Source organism: Virgibacillus sp. M23 (genome assembly GCF_034190895.1).
GTDB lineage: Bacteria > Bacillota > Bacilli > Bacillales > Amphibacillaceae > Virgibacillus > Virgibacillus salarius.
In genome coordinates, this window is sequence record NZ_JAWDHA010000001.1 from 168,167 (window position 1) to 185,907 (window position 17,741).

Consider the following 17,741-nt stretch of genomic DNA (forward strand, 5'->3'; position numbering starts at 1 on the left):
TAAAAGGGTGAATATTCGATCCTTTTTAATAAAATAATTTTATTAGGAGGAAGTTATAATGGCAAAATTTGAATTACCTGAACTACCTTATGCTTACGATGCACTAGAACCTACTATTGATAAAGAAACCATGAACATTCACCATACAAAGCATCATAATACGTATGTAACGAAACTAAACGGTGCTTTAGAAGGACATGCTGATCTTCAGAATAAATCTGTTGAAGAGCTAATAAGTAATCTAGATGCTATTCCGGAAAGCGCGCGGACTGCCGTACGTAATAATGGTGGCGGCCATGCAAACCATAGTCTGTTCTGGAAAGTATTATCACCTAATGGTGGTGGCGAACCAACTGGTGAGCTTGCTGATAAAATTAATGAAAAGTTTGGCAGCTTTGATAAATTCAAAGAAGAATTTGCTAATGCTGCAGCAGGACGCTTCGGATCAGGTTGGGCATGGTTAGTTTTAAATAATGAAGAATTAGAAATAATGAGTACACCTAATCAAGACTCGCCGATAATGGAAGGGAAAAAACCTTTATTAGGTCTTGATGTTTGGGAGCACGCTTACTATCTTAAATATCAAAATAAACGCCCAGATTACATTTCAGCTTTCTGGAATGTTATTAATTGGGATCAAGTAACGAAAAACTATAATGAAGCGAAATAACAAAAATAATTCAATAGAAAAGGCATGTGGGGGATTCGATTCCTTCATATGCCTTTTTTTATCTATAATTGTCAAGAAATGATGAATGTAAGCTTATGAATAGATTGTTATATCCTTATCTTTAATTAAGGCTTCTTTGCATATCTGTTACTCATTTGTTCAAACTATTAATGACTTGAAAAGGAGTATGGAATATGCGAAAAAGCCTATCACTTTATCAGGGGAAATTAGACATTGATAAGGATTTATTGTTTTTACTTGTTATTGGTGGACTATATTCTTTAGGGATATTTTTATCCAATACATTTGTAAATATATACTTGTGGAAGCAATCAGGGGATTATATAACCATTGCTGTATATAATTTAGCCATTTATATTTTTCAACCATTGACGTTTATTGTGGCTGGAAAATTAGCTAAGAAAGTGGATCGAGTTATTGTATTACGTTTAGGGGTAATTTTTTTATCTCTCTTTTTTTTGAGTGTATTAATTATTGCTGAAAAAGCATCGTACTATAATTTTATGCTAGGTAGTCTTCTTGGTATTGGTTATGGTTTCTATTGGCTAGCATTTAATGTACTTACATTTGAGATTACTGAGCCAGAGACTAGGGACTTTTTTAATGGATTTTTAGGAGTGCTTCAATCCTTTGGTGGAATGATTGGACCGTTATTAGCTGGGACTATTATTGCTAATTTGGAAGCAAATATCGGATATACAACAATTTTTACGATTTCTTTTATTTTGTTCATTTGCGCAGTTATCTGTAGTTTCTTTTTGGCAAGGAGAAAGGCAGAAGGAAGCTTTTATTTTCGACGGGTATTAGCTGAACGATCACATAACAAAAATTGGAATCGTATATTGAATGCACATATTTTTCAAGGATTAAGAGAAGGGATATTTGCCTTTGTTATCTCCATATGGGTGTTTTTGATTACACAAAGTGAATTTTCATTAGGGATGTTCAATCTAGTGTTCTCTGGCTTATCCTTTGTTTTTTATTTTATTGGGACGAAAGTTATCAAGCCTTCCATGAGAAAAAAAGCTATCCTTATCGGGAGTCTTATCCTGTATTTCTCTATTACAATTATTATTTTTGAGATTAGCTATGCACAGCTAATTATATATGCAATTTGCATTGGGATCGCTTACCCAATCATTACCATACCATATGTCTCTTTAACCTATGATGTAATAGGAAAAGCATGGAAGGCAAAAGAGTTACGTGTGGAGTATATCGTTGTCAGAGAAATGTTTGTCAATATCGGAAGAATTACTTCCATTTCTGTTTTTTTAATTGCTGTTTCTATTTTTCCAGCTGAAAAGGCAATCCCATATATATTAGCCGTTTTTGGTGCTGGGCATATTTTTATCTATTTATCCGTCAAGAACATCTACTTAGGAAGTAAGCCAAAAAAAGAAGTATTAATTAAAGAGCAATTAACAGACGAAAAAAATAGATAAATGGATGAAAATAAAGAGGGATAAATGATATAATGAATAAGGTTTAAAATAAATCTAATTTCGTATGGGGGAGAGATAATGGGGAATAAGAAAAAAAAGAAAAAAACGCAACTTCCCTTCCGAATTAACATATTGTTTTTTGTTGTGTTTCTAATGTTTACAGTGCTTATTTTACAATTAGGAGTTGTACAGATTTTAAACGGTGAAGCTTTTCAGGAAGAAATTGATCGAACGGTAAAGGATACAACAAAGATACCCGTTCCCAGAGGTAAAATATATGATAGTAACCATAATGTTATTGTAGACAATAAACCATTGTATTCGATCACGTATACACCTGCAAAAGGAACGCAGGCAGAAGATCGATTAGAAGTTGCTGAAAAATTGTCGAAGTATATTTCCATGGATGATGAAAAAAAATACCTTGATAAATTAACAGAGCGCAATAAAAAAGAGTATTGGTACTTAAAAAATAAGGAAGAAGCTGACAATCGCTTATCTGAAAAAGAAGCAGCAGATTTAGATAATGCTGAACAGTATAATACGATTCTAGATCGAATTACAAAAGATGAAATCTCCGGTTTTTCGAAACAGGAGCTTGAAGTAATTGCAATTAAAAAAGAATTAGATAAAGCATATTCGCTTACGCCGCAAATAGTTAAAAATGACGATGTCACCGCAGAGGAATATGCTAAAGTTTCTGAGCACTTGGATGTTCTACCTGGAGTTAATGCAACGACTGACTGGAATAGGGACTATCCTTTCGGTGAGACGATCAACAGCTTACTAGGTACTATTACAACACAAGAGCAAGGGATCTTGGCAGAAAAAGAGCAATATTACCTAACAAGAGGTTACAGTCGTAATGATCGGGTTGGAAAGAGTGGACTGGAGGAATATTATGAGGACGTATTACGAGGAACAAAGGAGCAAATTCAGTACACGACTACTAAAACAGGTAAAGTTGTTGGAACGGAAACGGTCGTTGAGGGTAGCCGAGGTAAGGATTTAGTTCTATCTATCGATATGGAATTCCAGGAAGAAGTGGATAAAATAGTACGAGAGGAATTAAAAGCAGCCGTTCAGAGCCATCCCTATGACAATAAATATTTAAAGGATGCACTTGCCGTTGTTATGAATCCACAAACAGGTGAATTATTAGCGGTTAGTGGACAAACCAGAGATGGAAATGAATACAGTAACGCTGCATACAAGACGTTGTATGATGCGCATCGCCCTGGTTCCATTGTAAAGGGTGCAACTGTACTTGCAGGCTTAGAATCAGGCGTGATCTCACCTGGACAAAGATTTAATGACAGTCCGATAAAAATTTCAGGTACCCCGAAAAAAGGTTCCCACAGCAACTATATTGGGGTAGTCGATGATCAGGATGCGTTGAAACGCTCGTCCAACGTCTACATGTTTTATATCGCATTAAAAATGGGGGGAGAGAATCGCTATCCCTTCCCAAATGGAAGTAAAGCGTCGTTTAATACGGAAGCTTGGCAGAAAATGCGTAACTATTTCCAGCAATTTGGTTTAGGCGTGAAGACTGGTATTGATTTTCCTTATGAAAGTGTTGGCTTTGAAGGGGATTCGATGAATCGAGCAGGACTTTTAATGGACTTTGCTATTGGACAGTATGATACGTATACCACGATGCAATTAGCTCAATATGTGTCGACGATTGCCAATGATGGCTATCGAGTTCGTCCGCATTTTCTAAAGGAAATTCGTGAACCAAGTAAATCAGGTAAGGATCTTGGATCCATCTATCGTAGTGAGAACACGGATATCTTGAACCGTGTTCAAATGGATCAATCCTATATAGATCGTGTGCAGGAAGGTTTTCGGAGAGTGTTCCAGGAGCCAGGAGGAACTGGTTATGGGTACTACCATAGTAAAGATTATAACGCTGTAGGGAAGACTGGTACGGCGCAAAATGAAGTGTATAAAGATGGCAAAAAGTTAGCGGAGACAGAAAATCTATCTCTTGTCGGTTATGCACCATATGACGAGCCAGAGATGGCATTTGCGATTATAGCACCAGATACAGGCAAGGGTACCTCCTATAAGATTAATCATATGATTGGAACCCGGATTTTAGATGCATATTTTGATTTGAAGGAAGAGCGAGACAAAGAAAAGAATGAAGAAAAAGAATAAAGTATTACGTAAAGTGCAAGTCTACGAAGACTTGTACTTTTTTATACTCTAGGAAATTATAACAGTCCATATGTATAAATGTGGGCATGTTGTGCGGTGTCCAGCTCCAGCGCTGAGAAACGGTGGCGACTTCACGAATCGCCTTACGATATAAAGTCATCATCTGTTCGTAAGCTTACCGTGATTCCTTTATCTCCGTTGAATCGCTCCATTCGCTACGTTTTTAAATGGGCGCTTGCGTTTTGTTCTCCCGCATATAACTGTCAGTAAGCCCCTAGTTTAAGCAATAAAGTAAACCCAATATGGATAAGTCGTGGATCTATTGCTAGTACATGTCCGATTGGTTCAAAGGCCATTAGGTCAGACCCTTGTGGTACTAGCAATCAGTGGGGGATAAAACAAAAATCCCAAACTGATTGAAGTTTCACTTTATAAAATTTTACATGTAATTAACATTAAATCAATAGCCATTTCATACCTGTCTGTTAAAGTATAGATAAGCAATAGCTAGATTAGATAGGAGGGAAAAGCCAGATGAATACACGTGGACAATTTCATCATGAAATAGAGGAGATTAATCAAGATATCATACAAGTGGCTAAATTAACAGAAAAAGCGTTGAATAATGCCCTGAATTCCTTATATGAACAAGATATAACCTTAGCAAACCAAGTAATTGAAGATGATAAAGAAATAGATAAAAAGGAAATAGATATTAATGATAAAGTTATCTTACTTATCGCCAAACAACAGCCGGTAGCAACGGATCTCAGAAGATTAATTACCGCATTAAAAATTGTAACGGATTTAGAACGAATGGCTGATAACGCGAAAAATATTGCCCGTTCAGCAATTCGTTTAGGAGAAAACGGGGAGACATTATTACCACACGGTTTAGCAAACATGCAAACATATATCATAGAAATGTTGCAGATAGCAATGGAGTCATTTTCCAATGAAGATATCATCTTAGCGGCACAATTATCAGAAATGGATGATAGGGTAGATAAACAGAACAAATTAATCATTAGTGAGCTTCTAGGAGAAACTGCTACAAAACCAGATAAAATTCAATATATTATGCAAGTTGCCTTTTGTGCACGATATTTAGAAAGGTATGCTGATCATATTACGAACATTGGTGAAAGCATTTTATATTTAGTTAAAGGAGAGAATTTTAATTTAAATTAAAAGAGGCTGGTACAAAACATAACTTCTTTACTCAAAATACGAATAATCATATTATCAATAGGAGTATCATCGCCGCACTGTGAAACTATACTCGTTTTCCGCGGGCACGGCCTCAGCTAACTTGGTAAAGAAAAACACGTTACCAAGTGGATCTTCGGACTCGTGCTGTTCTCGCCGGAGTCTCGCTTATTTCAGGTGCTAAATGAATGATTCTGATCAATAAACGAACGATAATTAGTTTCAACCAATCATCGTTCGTTTTTAATTGCTTCTTCATTCTTTTGTCTCAGCCTCTTTTTAAATACGTTAGTGGCTAACCGAAAATGTTAGTTAGCCACTTTTTTAATCATGCATACCTTACTATTATTTAGTGATCGCCTCTGCTATTTGATATGGACCCATATCTGTATTTAATTTATACTTACCGATTTGCACGCGTTGACTATAGTCATTTTCTTCTAAGTAATCGCTAAATTCAGAAGCATCTTTAATTAATTTGTTCTCTTCTAATAAGGAACTTATTTCAGATGAGGCCATCCCTTCTTTTATATGTAAGGTATACGTTTTGGGACCTTCCTCTTTTTCCGGTGATTCCTTTGCTTGTTCTTTCTTCTGTTCTTGATTTTCTTCTTTGGTGTTTTCTTTTTCAGCTTTCTCCGTATGATTGGAATCTTGTTTTTTAGCTGCATCTTCTTGCTCTGTAGTCTTAGCAGATTGATCATTTTGTGTAGTAGTAGAAGTATTTTCATTCGGTGGAGTTTTCGCAGCTTTTTCTGGATTATCATTGACAGATAAAGCAACGTACTCTGAATTGGATAAGACATGATATCCTTTATCTTTGACTAGAGAAATCAATTCTTTCTCAGAAATACCTTCAACAGTCTTTGTATCGCCCTTAAATAATAGATAAGTGGCTAACATAATAATCCCTGCTGTAAGAAGACCAATTGCAAATACTCGTACAGGTTGTTTCATTGTTTTCTCCTTTAATCCCTTTATTTATTTTCCAAATCTTGTGCGAACTCTTCTGTAAGCAATTCCTCTTCCAGGATTTTTATTTTCTTTTTCATTTGATATGTATCCTGCATCGTAGTAATGGAGAACTGCTCTAATTGACTCTCTACTTCTTCCATACGATCATTTAAGAAATAGGACAATGTTAGTAGAACTAGTCCAATCACAATGATGGTAATGATTGCATAGACCATGTAAATACCTCCTTCTTATTCATTATTAGTTATAACATAAATGAGTAGTTAAAAGCCATTACCAATTAAATTTTTTCGACAAAATTAATAGAATAGTCCCGATTTTTGCTGAATTAAAGCAGATTAACAGGTCCTAAGAAATGAAAATAGAAATGGAAATGTGAGTAAAACGACCTGGTGTATAATTTGCTGTTTAAACGATTACACTACTTATTACGTGATAATAAAGAATTTTGGAAGGAGTTACAGCAATGGGTGAATTCAGTCATTTTCGATTTGGCCAAAAAGCACCAAATAATGGTGTATATATCGAAATCGGTGAAACGGGGAGCAGTGTCACCGATCCCAAAATAATAAAATTAAAAGCGGGAGAAAAATTCCCGCAAACAACAAATCATAATCGAGTTTGGACATATGATAAAAACTAGAAGAAATAAGTGAGATACCTCCTGATTTTGGATTTCGGGAGGTATTTTTACATGAATAAAAGCATTTCATTAAGTGCATCTATGAAAAAAGAAGAAAAAAATGAATTTTTAATATAAAGAAAATCCGAATATATAAAGTAATATTCGGGAAGTCATTCGAAATTTCTTCGTTCACTTTTTGGACAAATAGAATGGGACGGATTGCTCGTTTATCTTTGCAGTAAAGCCTGCGGAAACAGCTCAATTCGAAAATCTTCGCTTCTAAGCGTATTGTGGTTAGCAGCATTCGTTGAGGCTGTGTCCGCAGTAAGAGTCCATATGGAAAGATGAACTTATTATTAGTTGATTTTAGATATACTACGTTTAATAATCCAGTCGATAGCTAGATTAGCTTGCCATATTAAATAGCTCTAGCAATTGATTCGATGCCTCTGAGTAAGCTGAGTCCATAATGTTTTCTTTAATTCCTTCAATTAGCTTTACAGCTCCTGGTTGTGTAACGGTAAGAATTTTTACATCACCATTGAACATCTCATTCATCTTATTTTTGGCTTGCTGCAAGTTATCATTAGGATTCTTTTCATTATTATTTTCTACTTCTTCGGTTTCTCCTTTTGAGGATAAGCCTTCTGTACCACTTAAAAGGTCTTTTTGCATATCATCATATTGATGACTAGTCGTTTGTTCGTTATTTCTAGCTAGGATAACTGAATCATCAACAACAAATACCTTAATTCCAGTTATTCCTTCGCTCTTTAAAATAGATTCAAAAAATGAAGAAACACCACCTTCATGAATACCAGAGCTTCCGATCGAACTATATAAATTTTGCCCCATGCCGCTATAGGTAGTTCCTTTTTTATTCGTGGTCCGTGTTTTATCACTTGTCTCACTAGGTATTATATTTGGATTATTTAAGTTTTCCTGATTGGCATGATCGGATACGTTGGCCATATTCATGTCATTCGTATGTTCATCTTCCATCGCACTGTTATCGTTTGCAGTACAAGCAGTAAGTAATGCTGTGATTAGAACTGTGATCAGCAATATTGATAGTTTCCATTTTCTTAACATAAAAGCTTCCCTCCATAATAAATGATTTATAAGTATTATGTCCTGAAATTTTTTATGTATGAGTGGTTATTTTTGGTGACATAATAAGGTCAACTTATAAGGAGGTGAGTCTTTTGGCAGAAGATAATAATAAGGAAAAGATTGATCAAGAGAGTTTATCTCGTAGAAAGTTTCTTAGAAACTCAGGTTTTGCCGTCGGGGGTCTAGCTGTTGGTGGTGTATTAGGCAGTGTTATCCCATGGGGAACCGATGAAAAAGAGCCACAACAGGCTGCTAATGAAACAAAAAATTACAATCATGCGTTAATGAATTTTAATCAAGTAGAATTTCAAACTGTTGAAGCGGCAACAGAACGCATTTTTCCAGAAGATGAAAATGGCCCAGGAGCTCAAGCGTTAGGAGTGGCATTTTATATTGATCATCAATTGGCAGGCTCTTATGGCTTCAACGCAAGGGATTATATGAATCCTCCTTTCTTTCATGGTGAAAAAACCCAAGGTTATCAAGGTAGATTGAAAAGAAGAGAAATTTTCAAGATTGGTATTCGTGAAATGCAAAACTATAGTCATTCGAAATATAAAAAGGGCTTCACGGATTTAACTGCTGATGAACAGGATACGGTGCTAGCAGATTTTGCCGATGATAAGGTGAATATTACGACTGTTTCAGCAAGTGGGTTCTTCAATCTTCTAAGGAGTATGACGTTAGAAGGAGTGTATAGTGATCCTTTATATGGTGGAAATAAAGATATGCAAGGTTGGAAATTAAGAGATTATCCTGGCGATCAAATGAACTATACCCAGGTAATCGAGAGTGAAGAATTTCAGCAAATTGAACCTAGGAGTCTTCGAGACCATATGCAGTAATTAAAATGGTATGAGGTGATATGATGGCTAAAAAACTACCAAAGACAGATGTAGTAATTGTTGGTGTCGGTTGGGGTGGAGGTATTATTGCTTCAGAACTGACAAAACAAGGATTGAAAGTGGTTGGGTTGGAGAAAGGACAGGAAAGAGAAACCGAAGACTATTATATGGCTCATGATGAATTGCGCTATGCAGTTCGTTATGAGTTGATGCAGGATCTTTCTAAAGAAACGATAACATTTAGAGGTAATGAGAAAATGCGAGCATTACCAATGCGTCAGTATGGCTCATTTTTATTCGGAGATGGTGTTGGTGGTGCTGGTGTTCATTGGAATGGACAAACTTTTCGATTTTTGCCGTATGACTTCGAAATACGAAGTAAAACAATTGAACGATATGGGAAAGGTAAGATACCAGCTGATATGACGATTCAGGATTGGGGAATTACCTATGATGAAATCGAGCCATACTATGACAAGTTTGAAAAAATGGCTGGTATTTCAGGAGAGGAAAATCCGTTAGGGGGTAAACGCTCGGATAAGTATCCTACCGGGCCAATGCTACATTCTCCGCAAATGAAAATGTTTAAAGAAGCAACAGAAAAGCTAAAATATCATCCGTATACGATCCCTTCTGCCAATTTATCAGAACCGTATAAAAATCCAGATGGTATAAGTAGAGCCGCTTGTCAGTATTGCGCATTTTGTGAACGCTTTGGTTGTGAATATGGAGCAAAAGCTGATCCGGTTGTTACGGTTATACCGGTAGCTAAAAATACGGGTAAATTTGACTTAAGAACCCATTCTTGGGTGAGAAGAGTTTTACATAAGGATGGGAAGGCAACTGGTGTACTATATACAGATTTAACTACCGGTGAAGAAATAGAACAACCAGCTGATATGGTAGTATTAACAAGCTACGTATTTAATAATGTAAAACTCTTACTGAATTCAAAAATTGGTCGCCCGTATGATCCTGCTAGTGGTAAAGGAGTTATCGGAAAAAATTATGCTTATCAGATCATTAAAGGTGCAGCAACAGGGTTTTTCGAAAACAAGAAATTTAATAATTTCGCTGGAGCAGGCGCCTTAGGAATGGTTATCGACGACTTTAATGGGGATAATTTCGACCATTCAAATGTGAATTTTTTACATGGTGGTTATTTGTCTCTAACACAGACTGGAAAAAGACCGATTCAGACCAATCCAATTCCTTCTGATTCAGCAACATGGGGTAAGGAATTTAAGCAAAACTCATTAAAATATATTAATAGGACGTTGTCCATTGGTGCCATGGGTGCCAGCTTACCATATAAACAGCATTATTTGGACTTAGATCCAATGTATAAAGATGCTTTTGGTGACCCCTTAATTCGCATGACTTATGGATTTAGAGACCAAGATAAAGAACTTGCTAAGTTTACCGCAACAAAAGCAAAGGAAATTCTGCAAGAGATGGGTGCTGATAAAATCGATGCGATGGATGAATTGGGACCCTATGATATTACTACCTATCAGTCAACGCATAATACCGGAGGTGCAATTATGGGAGCAGATCCGGAAACATCAGCGGTTAATAATTATTCGCAGATGTGGGATATGGAGAATCTGTTCGTTGTAGGAGCTTCCTCTTTTCCACATAATAGCGGTTATAATCCTACTGATACCGTTGGTGCGTTAGCATATCGTGCTGCAGAAGGAGTGGTTAAATACAGTAAGGATGGTGGACTTCTTACATCTTAATGGGTTGGTTTGATTAGGAAAGAAGGTGCTGTAATTGCTTACAAATATAGGTATACCAGGTTTGATTATTATTCTAATCATTACATTAATTATATTTGGTCCAAGAAAGTTACCTGAGATTGGATCGGCATTAGGAAAGACGTTATCGGAATTTAAAAAGACTACCAGTGACATTATGAGTGATGATGAACAAGCTGAAACCACAAGGCCAAAAGATGTGACAGCAGCAAAAATGAAGAGATCTGACTAAATTGCAAAACGCCCAATAAACAACTATCTTGCTTGCATTTGAAAAAGGATATGAAATTTTTCAATAAGAAAAGGTTGGCTATTCAGAGTAATGGACAACCTTTTTCTTGTTGTCTAGGAAATTAGCCCATGTGATTAAATATGGGAGTGTTGAGCTAGCATCCAGCTCCAGCACCAAGAAGTTCCACTTCACGAATAGTCCTAATCTAAGTCATCATCGGCTCATAAGCTCACCGTGATTTCTATATCTCCGTTGACTCGCCCTAGGCAACGTTTCTAATCGGGGGCTTGCGCTCTTGTTTTATATATAATACCTCTTGTTATACTTCGTCTAGTTGTGGTCTATTATAGCTATTAGAATAGGCGAATTGATTTTCCAAAACTGATCAAATTCTTAAGGATTTCTAGCTTACTTCTTGATAGTTTCATCAACATCTGATATTATGAATAAGTCTGAAATGAATTAATCGCTCGTTTTGAAGCAATTAGGTAAAGTTTGGAGGGAAAATCATGCGCGTTAACATTACTTTAGCTTGTACTGAAACAGGAGATCGTAATTATATTACTACGAAAAACAAACGTACTAATCCTGAACGTATTGAGCTTATGAAATATTGTCCACGTCTTAAAAAACACACTCTACATCGTGAAACAAAATAAATGATTAAAAATAAAACCTTTATCAGCTGATAAGGGTTTTATTTTTAATCATTTGCTGTACTTATTAACTCAAACGGGGGTAATTGATTTGAATAAAACTCACATTCGGTCAGCAAAGCTTCAGATGCTTAAAGAAATAAATCCAGTAAAGAAACGCGAAATTGAGAATAGCTTATATGCACGACTTATAGCTTCATCGCTTTGGAAAAACGCCAGGGTAATTGGAATAACGGTATCGCAAGCGTTTGAATGGGATACGAGAAACATTATTGAAACAGCCTGGAGGCAGCAGAAACAAGTTTGTGTACCGAAGTGTTCTTCTGTTGATAAAACGTTAACTTTTTATCAAATTAGTTCCTTTGATCAGTTAGAGGTTGTCTATTATGGATTGTTTGAACCTAAGCCAGATGAAACGAAACAAATAGATATAACTGCAATTGAATTGCTATTTGTACCAGGGCTTGTCTTTGATAGGAAAGGTTACCGAATTGGTTTTGGCGGAGGTTACTATGATCGATTTTTAATGAACTATTCCAATCATACGGTTGCACTGTTACATAGTAGTCAATTAGTAGACGCTATACCTAAGGAATCATTTGATATTCCGGTAGACCACTTAATTACAGAAGATACATGGATAAGCAGTTATGACAGAAGAAGGATCGATGAATGAGAGCAGATACATTTGTCAACAATTATTTCGTCCAATACATGAAAATGGACAGAGGCGAATAGAGAATTATACCGTACTTGTTGCTGGATTAGGGGTGCTTGGTAGTAAACTTTGCAATCATTTGATAGGGTAGGTGCTATCTCACCTGCAGTAGAACAAGTAGCCGCTTTTTAGCTTATTGGTCTATGAAGTATGTTACTGGTAATCACAACTCATTACGAAAAATATCTGGGATAATCTACAACATGATGTGAAATTAGCTTTCAGATCAAATTGTCCAACCTGTCAAAAAAGATTATCCAGCTCTAAAATCAGAAGCGATTGTAAATGAAACGGTTCTCTGCGGTAGAAATATGATTCAAATTAGCTTCATGATTTCATACTGGAAGCTTTAGAAAAAAAGCTAGATCATTTTTTAGATAATGTTACAAGAACGCCTTTTTTTACGCGTAGCTATACAGGAGGATATTCTTTTCACTATTTTCCCAGATGCCCGTATTCTGATAAAAGGGAGTTGCAACAAGCGTCAGGAACATACGTGGTTTGAACAATATATAGTATCGTACATGCATAAAAATAATCAGGTAGATGAAAACTAGAAGTACCATGATAAAAAGAGGTGTATTTATGCGTATTCTGTTTTTATTTGCCGGAATGATAACTGCGGCGAGCTTGCTTTATAAATGGCGCTATCGGATTATGAATACATTATTGGCTATTGGATTTTTAAGAAAAGTTGTGGTAAGTTTATCCATGAACGTGCCAGCAGTTCGTTCGAAAATTATACCGACAATGTTCCAGAAAAATACATCAAATTCTTAATCGGTGAAGAAGTTGTGAATTTTGCAGCTTCTTTTATCATGATAAAAGAAAAATGATGAGGGATTTGGTATGATGGAAGTCTAAGGGGAGGTCGAGGATGTACATAGATAACCAATATAATATATATCAAATCGCTTATCATTACGTAAAGACTTATCAATATGACGTGCTATTTGTAAGTGATCAGGAAGATGAAATATGGCTAGAGAAAAAAGAAGGGAAAAAATCTACAGTCATTCGCTTCCTAGGTCGTGGGTTTGATTGGAAGAACTATTTAAAAAAGGATATTGCAGTTGTTTTTCAAAAAGTTAAAGCAATGAAACGATTGTTGCGAGGTAAAGTTATTCAAATTTATAATGTTTACATATCCGAGCACGAGCCTGTCGATGATTGGGAAATGCTAAAGAAGCCAATGCAGCTAAATGAGAAGCACCCTATTTCCATGAATGTTTATTATTTGTCAGATGAACAGTTTGTGGAAGAGAAAATACGTTTGGAAAAAGATACAGATATAACAATAAATACCGCTGATTCTCAAGAACCTATAGATAAGGAAAGTCAGCTACACAATTATAAAAAGTATTTAAAGAAAAATGTTTTGGATCAAAAAGAGCAAACTCAGGCGGTATTCTCCTTTGGTAAGCCGCTATTTACCTATCTTATTCTTGCAATTTGCATTGGGATGTTTGTATTAGTAGAACTGAACGGTGGAAGTAGTTCCATGCAGCCGTTAATTGATTTTGGTGCAAAGTACAATCCTGCTATCATAGAACAAGGAGAATGGTGGCGCATCATTAGCTCTATGTTTCTTCATATTGGGTTCCTTCATTTACTCATGAATATGCTTGCTGTTTATTATTTAGGAACTTTAGTTGAACGTATATATGGCTCATTTCGATTTTTATGTATCTACTTTCTTGCCGGTATTGGTGGTGGGATAGCGAGTTTTGCCTTTTCTCCAAGTATTGCGGCTGGTGCCTCAGGTGCATTGTTTGGATTGTTCGGAGCATTATTATTCTTTGGATTACATAATCGGAAAATTTTCTTTCAAACAATGGGAACGAATGTTTTAGTTTTAATCGGAATTAATATCGTATTTGGTCTCTTCGTACCGCAAATTGATAATGGGGCGCATTTGGGAGGTTTAGTAGCTGGATTTATTGCATCTGGAATAGTCCATTTACCAAAGCGTAAAGAAACGTTTAAACAAATGATAGCAATTGTGCTATATTGCATTATTGCATATGGTCTTATTCAATTCGGTTATTACAATAATATGAATAATCAAGTGTATCATGTAATGCAAATAGAAGAATTGCTAAAACAAGAAAAGTACGAGGCTATCATTTCCCAAGCTAATCAGGCCTTAGAAAGTGAAGGGAATCTAGAAGCTGCCATCCTGTTTCATAGGTCTTATGCGTATATTGAATTAAATCAAGATCAAAAAGCGATTGAAGATTTAGAGCGAAGTATAGAAATTGATCATAGTTTTCCGGAGGCATATTATAATTTAGCAATTTTATATAAGAATAACGGGAAAGTAGAAAAAGCTAAATCAGCTATTGAAAGCGCGTATCAATTAAACCCTGACAATGATGATTTTATAAGGTTATATGAACAACTTACTGGTAAATCAGCTAACTAACAATGTATGGGTGCTTTCGAGTAGAGGATTCCTTTTTTCAAGAGGGTCATTAACGAGTATCTAAAACTACATAAAGCCTACTCTCACCTCGTTTCTTACATTAGATAATAGGACCTTTGTGAAACTTCAATTCGTGGGGGGGAACAAAACCCCCACGAATTGAAGTTTCACTTTATTTTCATATTTTATTGAAAAGAATAGTTTTGTATCAGTTTTTCTTTTTTTCCGTTGATTTCATATAGTACAAGTAGATGCTTTTGTTCTTTATCAAATAAAATAATTGGTATATAGCTATTCAGCTCTTCATTGGTGGTATTTACTACGGGTATAACATAATTTTTATACAGTCCCTCCCAAAGTTGTCCAATAATTTTATTCGTTTGCGCTTGTGTCAATGATGGTAATGGCTTTGTGTTGTAATGGACTAAATCCGTAAGCGGTACGCTAAGATAGTTATCTGGATTAATATGGAAATAATGAAATAATTGATGCCAATGATAAAGAAGCTGTTGCTTCGTTGTTCGATCAAGTAAATCTTTCCATTCTTTTTCATAATTGTTATGAGGCTCTTTAAATGAATCAAGTGCTGTTGTCGGTGAATCTATGACATATAAGTAATCGCTAGACATGCGATGAATGCTTTTTATATCATTACTTGAGCGATGTATCTCACCATGATGAAATGAGATAGATTGAAATAAACTGCTATCTTCATGAAATAGTTTTTCCCGTAACTGAATGGTATCTGTATCCTGCGTCCATTTTGTCTTTGCCCCCTTTAATCTTCCGTTATCATATAGCAATGATACATCTTGTCGTAAATAGATCGGCATATTTGTGATAGAATCAGACTCCCATGTAATTTCATAATTATCCTTGCCTTTTTCCGAGAATAGTTGGAGCTGTGTCTCCGATTTAGAGAAGGTTGTATTATTATCAATTGGAAAGTATGTAATGGCAGGAGTAGAGTTCAGTCTGATTAGATATACAACTGCTATTACACATGCTGCTGTGATAATCGTAATAACTAAATGCCATTTGTTCATATGCTTCCCGCCTTTAAACTGCTTGTCTTAGTCCAATATATGAGTATAAGTTTTAATATATGATGGAATTGATGAACTCTTTAACTGGTTTATGCATAGTTATCCTTCCAGTGCTCAAACTATTAGTAATCTAACATGTTGGATAGGTGAGTTTATGGAGAAAGAAAAACAGCCATTATTTAAAGAGTTTAAAAAAAATCGAGCGTATTTAAACGAACGATTAGCGGTTGATAAAAGTTTTGATATGATTCAACGAGATTTAGAATATGTTGGCGTTGAAATGTCACTATTTTTAATTGATGGATTTGCTAAAGACGACATTTTACTATACATCATGAAGTTATTTGCTAAGTTAAGTCCTGAAGATTTGCAACCTGATACGCTTACAAAATTAATAAAAACGTATATCCCCTATGTGGAAGTTGACGAGGTACTTGATTTAAACGAAGCTGCGGATTTGGTTTTAGGTGGGCCAGCGGCGCTAATTGTTGAAGGAATCAATAAAGTAATCATGATTGACGCTAGAACCTATCCAGCACGCTCCCCGCAAGAACCAGATTTGGAGCGAGTTGTAAGAGGATCTAGAGATGGGTATGTTGAAACGATTGTCTTTAACACTGCTCTGACTCGTAGAAGAGTTCGTGATAGATCGCTACGGATGGAATATTTACAATTAGGAAGAAGATCAAAAACAGATATTTGTATTTGTTATCTGGAGGATATTGCTGATAATCGTCGTGTAGAAAATCTAAAGAAAAAGCTAATGAAGATTGATACGGATGGCTTGCCTATGGCTGAAAAGACGATTGAAGAATATATTAGTGGAAGGCATTGGAATCCATATCCTACGATTCGTTATACAGAGCGACCAGATACAGCAGCAGCACATCTATATGAAGGTCATGTCATGGTCATTATAGATGGATCGCCAAGTGTAATGATTACTCCCGCTACGTATTGGCATCATCTACAGCATGCAGAAGAATATAGACAAAAACCTTTAGTGGGCGCATATTTACGATTAGTTCGTTTTATTGCGGTCATAGCATCGATATTCATCTTACCATTATATTATTTGTTTGCGAAGAACTCTGAATTTCTACCAGAGACTCTCCAATATATTGGCCCTGATGAGATAGGCGTTGTACCATTATTAGTACAATTTCTGATAGCTGAGATCGGGATTGATATTTTAAGGATGGCAGCAATCCATACTCCATCCTCCTTAGCAACGGCACTTGGCTTAGTAGCTGCTATTATGATCGGAGAGGTTTCTGTAGAGGTTGGTTGGTTTTCGCACGAAGTCGTACTATATCTAGCTGTAGCTGCGATTGGAACATATGCCACTCCAAGCTATGAATTAAGCTTAGCTAATCGGTTGGTACGCATATTCCTGCTACTATCTTCTGCTTTATTAGGAGGTATTGGATATATTTTAGGAGTTACGTTATGGCTATTATATCTAACAAGGATGAAGGCTTTCCATGTGGCTTATTTTTGGCCATTTATCCCTTTCTCTTACCGTCCATTTCGTGATATATTTCTACGATCACCCATTCCGCTTAAAAATAGGCGACCTGCTTTTTTACACCCCAAAGATCCAGATCGTTAAACGTCTGGATCTTTTTTTATAAGTTAAGAAAGTATAAAATCAGTGCAATGACTGCGTTAAGCCAAGTAGTTATTTTGAAATGTTTGATGTATATTGGGCAATGCTCCGACTAATTACTTCGCTTTCCACGGGCACGGCCTCAACTAACTTTGCAAAGAAGAACACGTTGCAAAGTGGATTTTCGGCTCGCGCTAATCCCGCAGGAGTCTACGTAATTAGTCTC

Annotated in this window: 17 protein-coding genes; 13 read left to right on the forward strand and 4 right to left on the reverse strand. The window is 36.0% G+C overall.

Annotation, left to right across the window (positions count from 1 at the left end):
• Positions 1 to 58 precede the first annotated feature (58 nt).
• From RVS70_RS00880 to phoU, 4 genes are all read left to right on the forward strand, one after another.
• Positions 59 to 670 carry a superoxide dismutase gene (locus RVS70_RS00880; RefSeq protein ID WP_321132391.1) on the forward strand — a complete coding sequence of 204 codons (612 nt, stop codon included), beginning with the start codon at positions 59 to 61 and terminating at the stop codon, positions 668 to 670.
• Between the two features lie 194 nt (positions 671 to 864).
• Complete coding sequence (locus RVS70_RS00885; RefSeq protein WP_026681160.1) at positions 865 to 2,136, forward strand: MFS transporter; 1,272 nt, start codon at positions 865 to 867, stop codon at positions 2,134 to 2,136.
• A 78-nt stretch (positions 2,137 to 2,214) separates the two neighbouring features.
• Positions 2,215 to 4,302 (forward strand): peptidoglycan D,D-transpeptidase FtsI family protein, encoded by a 2,088-nt coding sequence (locus RVS70_RS00890; protein ID WP_121605267.1) that lies wholly within the window; start codon positions 2,215 to 2,217, stop codon positions 4,300 to 4,302.
• Positions 4,303 to 4,836: 534 nt separating this feature from the next.
• On the forward strand, positions 4,837 to 5,493 hold the full coding sequence (phoU, locus tag RVS70_RS00895) for a phosphate signaling complex protein PhoU (RefSeq protein ID WP_026681158.1): 657 nt from the start codon (positions 4,837 to 4,839) through the stop codon (positions 5,491 to 5,493).
• Positions 5,494 to 5,856: 363 nt separating this feature from the next.
• Here phoU and RVS70_RS00900 read toward each other — a convergent pair whose 3' ends face one another.
• A complete protein-coding gene (locus RVS70_RS00900; RefSeq protein WP_321132392.1) occupies positions 5,857 to 6,468 on the reverse strand; it encodes a hypothetical protein in 612 nt (203 codons plus the stop codon).
• Between the two features lie 20 nt (positions 6,469 to 6,488).
• On the reverse strand, positions 6,489 to 6,701 hold the full coding sequence (locus RVS70_RS00905) for a hypothetical protein (RefSeq protein ID WP_034678959.1): 213 nt from the start codon (positions 6,699 to 6,701) through the stop codon (positions 6,489 to 6,491).
• Between the two features lie 251 nt (positions 6,702 to 6,952).
• Here RVS70_RS00905 and RVS70_RS00910 point away from each other — a divergent pair, with 251 nt between their 5' ends.
• On the forward strand, positions 6,953 to 7,129 hold the full coding sequence (locus tag RVS70_RS00910) for a YjzC family protein (protein ID WP_080668671.1): 177 nt from the start codon (positions 6,953 to 6,955) through the stop codon (positions 7,127 to 7,129).
• Between the two features lie 387 nt (positions 7,130 to 7,516).
• On the opposite strand, the gene RVS70_RS00915 is transcribed toward RVS70_RS00910, so the two are convergent.
• Positions 7,517 to 8,203 (reverse strand): hypothetical protein, encoded by a 687-nt coding sequence (locus RVS70_RS00915; protein ID WP_321132393.1) that lies wholly within the window; start codon positions 8,201 to 8,203, stop codon positions 7,517 to 7,519.
• A gap of 113 nt (positions 8,204 to 8,316) precedes the next feature.
• Between RVS70_RS00915 and RVS70_RS00920 the strand changes: the two genes are divergently transcribed.
• The 7 genes from RVS70_RS00920 to RVS70_RS00950 all read left to right on the forward strand — a co-directional run bounded on the left by RVS70_RS00920 (position 8,317) and on the right by RVS70_RS00950 (position 14,860).
• Entirely contained in the window at positions 8,317 to 9,069 is a 753-nt protein-coding gene (locus RVS70_RS00920; protein ID WP_026681155.1) for a gluconate 2-dehydrogenase subunit 3 family protein, read from the forward strand.
• 23 nt (positions 9,070 to 9,092) lie between these two features.
• A complete protein-coding gene (locus tag RVS70_RS00925; protein ID WP_205388622.1) occupies positions 9,093 to 10,811 on the forward strand; it encodes a GMC family oxidoreductase in 1,719 nt (572 codons plus the stop codon).
• A gap of 34 nt (positions 10,812 to 10,845) precedes the next feature.
• Positions 10,846 to 11,061, forward strand: coding sequence for a twin-arginine translocase TatA/TatE family subunit (tatA, locus tag RVS70_RS00930; RefSeq protein ID WP_205388621.1), 216 nt, complete (start codon positions 10,846 to 10,848; stop codon positions 11,059 to 11,061).
• A 509-nt stretch (positions 11,062 to 11,570) separates the two neighbouring features.
• Positions 11,571 to 11,720 (forward strand): 50S ribosomal protein L33, encoded by a 150-nt coding sequence (gene rpmG, locus RVS70_RS00935; RefSeq protein WP_026681152.1) that lies wholly within the window; start codon positions 11,571 to 11,573, stop codon positions 11,718 to 11,720.
• 88 nt (positions 11,721 to 11,808) lie between these two features.
• Positions 11,809 to 12,393, forward strand: a complete 585-nt coding sequence (locus RVS70_RS00940) for a 5-formyltetrahydrofolate cyclo-ligase (RefSeq protein WP_321132394.1) — start codon at positions 11,809 to 11,811, stop codon at positions 12,391 to 12,393.
• Positions 12,394 to 13,020: 627 nt separating this feature from the next.
• On the forward strand, positions 13,021 to 13,215 hold the full coding sequence (locus RVS70_RS00945) for a hypothetical protein (RefSeq protein WP_026681150.1): 195 nt from the start codon (positions 13,021 to 13,023) through the stop codon (positions 13,213 to 13,215).
• A gap of 97 nt (positions 13,216 to 13,312) precedes the next feature.
• Complete coding sequence (locus RVS70_RS00950; protein WP_026681149.1) at positions 13,313 to 14,860, forward strand: rhomboid family intramembrane serine protease; 1,548 nt, start codon at positions 13,313 to 13,315, stop codon at positions 14,858 to 14,860.
• A gap of 185 nt (positions 14,861 to 15,045) precedes the next feature.
• Here the strand turns inward: RVS70_RS00950 and RVS70_RS00955 are convergent, their stop codons facing one another.
• The gene (locus tag RVS70_RS00955) at positions 15,046 to 15,906 is read right to left on the reverse strand and encodes a hypothetical protein (protein ID WP_121605259.1); all 861 of its coding nucleotides are present in this window, start codon (positions 15,904 to 15,906) and stop codon (positions 15,046 to 15,048) included.
• Between the two features lie 154 nt (positions 15,907 to 16,060).
• Between RVS70_RS00955 and RVS70_RS00960 the strand changes: the two genes are divergently transcribed.
• A complete protein-coding gene (locus tag RVS70_RS00960) occupies positions 16,061 to 17,518 on the forward strand; it encodes a spore germination protein (RefSeq protein WP_026681147.1) in 1,458 nt (485 codons plus the stop codon).
• Positions 17,519 to 17,741: the final 223 nt, after the last annotated feature.

Bases quoted from the DNA above. Each gene is read 5' to 3' on its own strand.
- RVS70_RS00880 (WP_321132391.1), top strand. From the start codon at position 59: ATGGCAAAATTTGAATTACCTGAACTACCTTATGCTTACGATGCACTA.
- RVS70_RS00885 (WP_026681160.1), top strand. From the start codon at position 865: ATGCGAAAAAGCCTATCACTTTATCAGGGGAAATTAGACATTGATAAG.
- RVS70_RS00890 (WP_121605267.1), top strand. From the start codon at position 2,215: ATGGGGAATAAGAAAAAAAAGAAAAAAACGCAACTTCCCTTCCGAATT.
- phoU (WP_026681158.1), top strand. From the start codon at position 4,837: ATGAATACACGTGGACAATTTCATCATGAAATAGAGGAGATTAATCAA.
- RVS70_RS00900 (WP_321132392.1), bottom strand. From the start codon at position 6,468: ATGAAACAACCTGTACGAGTATTTGCAATTGGTCTTCTTACAGCAGGG.
- RVS70_RS00905 (WP_034678959.1), bottom strand. From the start codon at position 6,701: ATGGTCTATGCAATCATTACCATCATTGTGATTGGACTAGTTCTACTA.
- RVS70_RS00910 (WP_080668671.1), top strand. From the start codon at position 6,953: ATGGGTGAATTCAGTCATTTTCGATTTGGCCAAAAAGCACCAAATAAT.
- RVS70_RS00915 (WP_321132393.1), bottom strand. From the start codon at position 8,203: ATGTTAAGAAAATGGAAACTATCAATATTGCTGATCACAGTTCTAATC.
- RVS70_RS00925 (WP_205388622.1), top strand. From the start codon at position 9,093: ATGGCTAAAAAACTACCAAAGACAGATGTAGTAATTGTTGGTGTCGGT.
- rpmG (WP_026681152.1), top strand. From the start codon at position 11,571: ATGCGCGTTAACATTACTTTAGCTTGTACTGAAACAGGAGATCGTAAT.
- RVS70_RS00945 (WP_026681150.1), top strand. From the start codon at position 13,021: ATGCGTATTCTGTTTTTATTTGCCGGAATGATAACTGCGGCGAGCTTG.
- RVS70_RS00950 (WP_026681149.1), top strand. From the start codon at position 13,313: ATGTACATAGATAACCAATATAATATATATCAAATCGCTTATCATTAC.
- RVS70_RS00955 (WP_121605259.1), bottom strand. From the start codon at position 15,906: ATGAACAAATGGCATTTAGTTATTACGATTATCACAGCAGCATGTGTA.
- RVS70_RS00960 (WP_026681147.1), top strand. From the start codon at position 16,061: ATGGAGAAAGAAAAACAGCCATTATTTAAAGAGTTTAAAAAAAATCGA.